The 539-nt window shown below is 35.3% G+C and carries 2 protein-coding genes; one reads left to right on the top strand and one right to left on the bottom strand.

Annotation, left to right across the window (positions count from 1 at the left end):
- Positions 1-138: 138 nt before the first annotated feature.
- Complete coding sequence (locus tag E1171_RS01330) at positions 139-291, top strand: hypothetical protein (protein ID WP_155203326.1); 153 nt, start codon at positions 139-141, stop codon at positions 289-291.
- A gap of 109 nt (positions 292-400) precedes the next feature.
- On the opposite strand, the gene E1171_RS24860 is transcribed toward E1171_RS01330, so the two are convergent.
- The coding region (locus tag E1171_RS24860) for a pinensin family lanthipeptide (protein ID WP_187696161.1) at positions 401-539 on the bottom strand (139 nt) is incomplete at its 5' end.

Raw genomic sequence — 539 nt, 5'->3', positions numbered from 1 at the left:
TTTGGGAAAGTTGAAAGACATTCTGGAAACAGCATCTATGTTAAATATATCTTTGGAGGAATCTTATAGAATTCAGGTTGAGATAGATTCTTGTGTTTAATTACTTCCACTCTCTAGATAAAAGGAATAATTAAAACTATGAATTACGCCATTTGGATTTTAGAACAAGAAAAAAAGAAGTTAGAGGAAGATCTCTCTGATTGGGAGGGTGCCCAGACACCTGCGGCAAGGGAATACATAACCGAAAGGTTGAAAGAAATTAAAGAGGCCATAAGGAAAATTAAGGATTAATTCCAAAACGTAAATAGGTGAAATTGTCACAAAAAACGGTTGAAAAATAAAACAACCCCTACACTTGGTAAGGGTTGGTTTTGAATAATGCCCTGTGTTTGATATTAAACTAACAATTATCCTTTTTTGGATTCATCGGATCATTGTAAATGGTAGCTTCCTCTTTACATAATCCATCGGAACCATCTCCCCTACCTCCCCCTTTTGCTGTTTTCGCTTTTTCATTCTCTAGGGAAGTTACAAAACTT

The organism is Xanthovirga aplysinae, assembly GCF_009711365.1.
GTDB lineage: Bacteria > Bacteroidota > Bacteroidia > Cytophagales > Cyclobacteriaceae > Xanthovirga > Xanthovirga aplysinae.
This window is presented reverse-complemented; position numbering and strand designations above follow the sequence as displayed.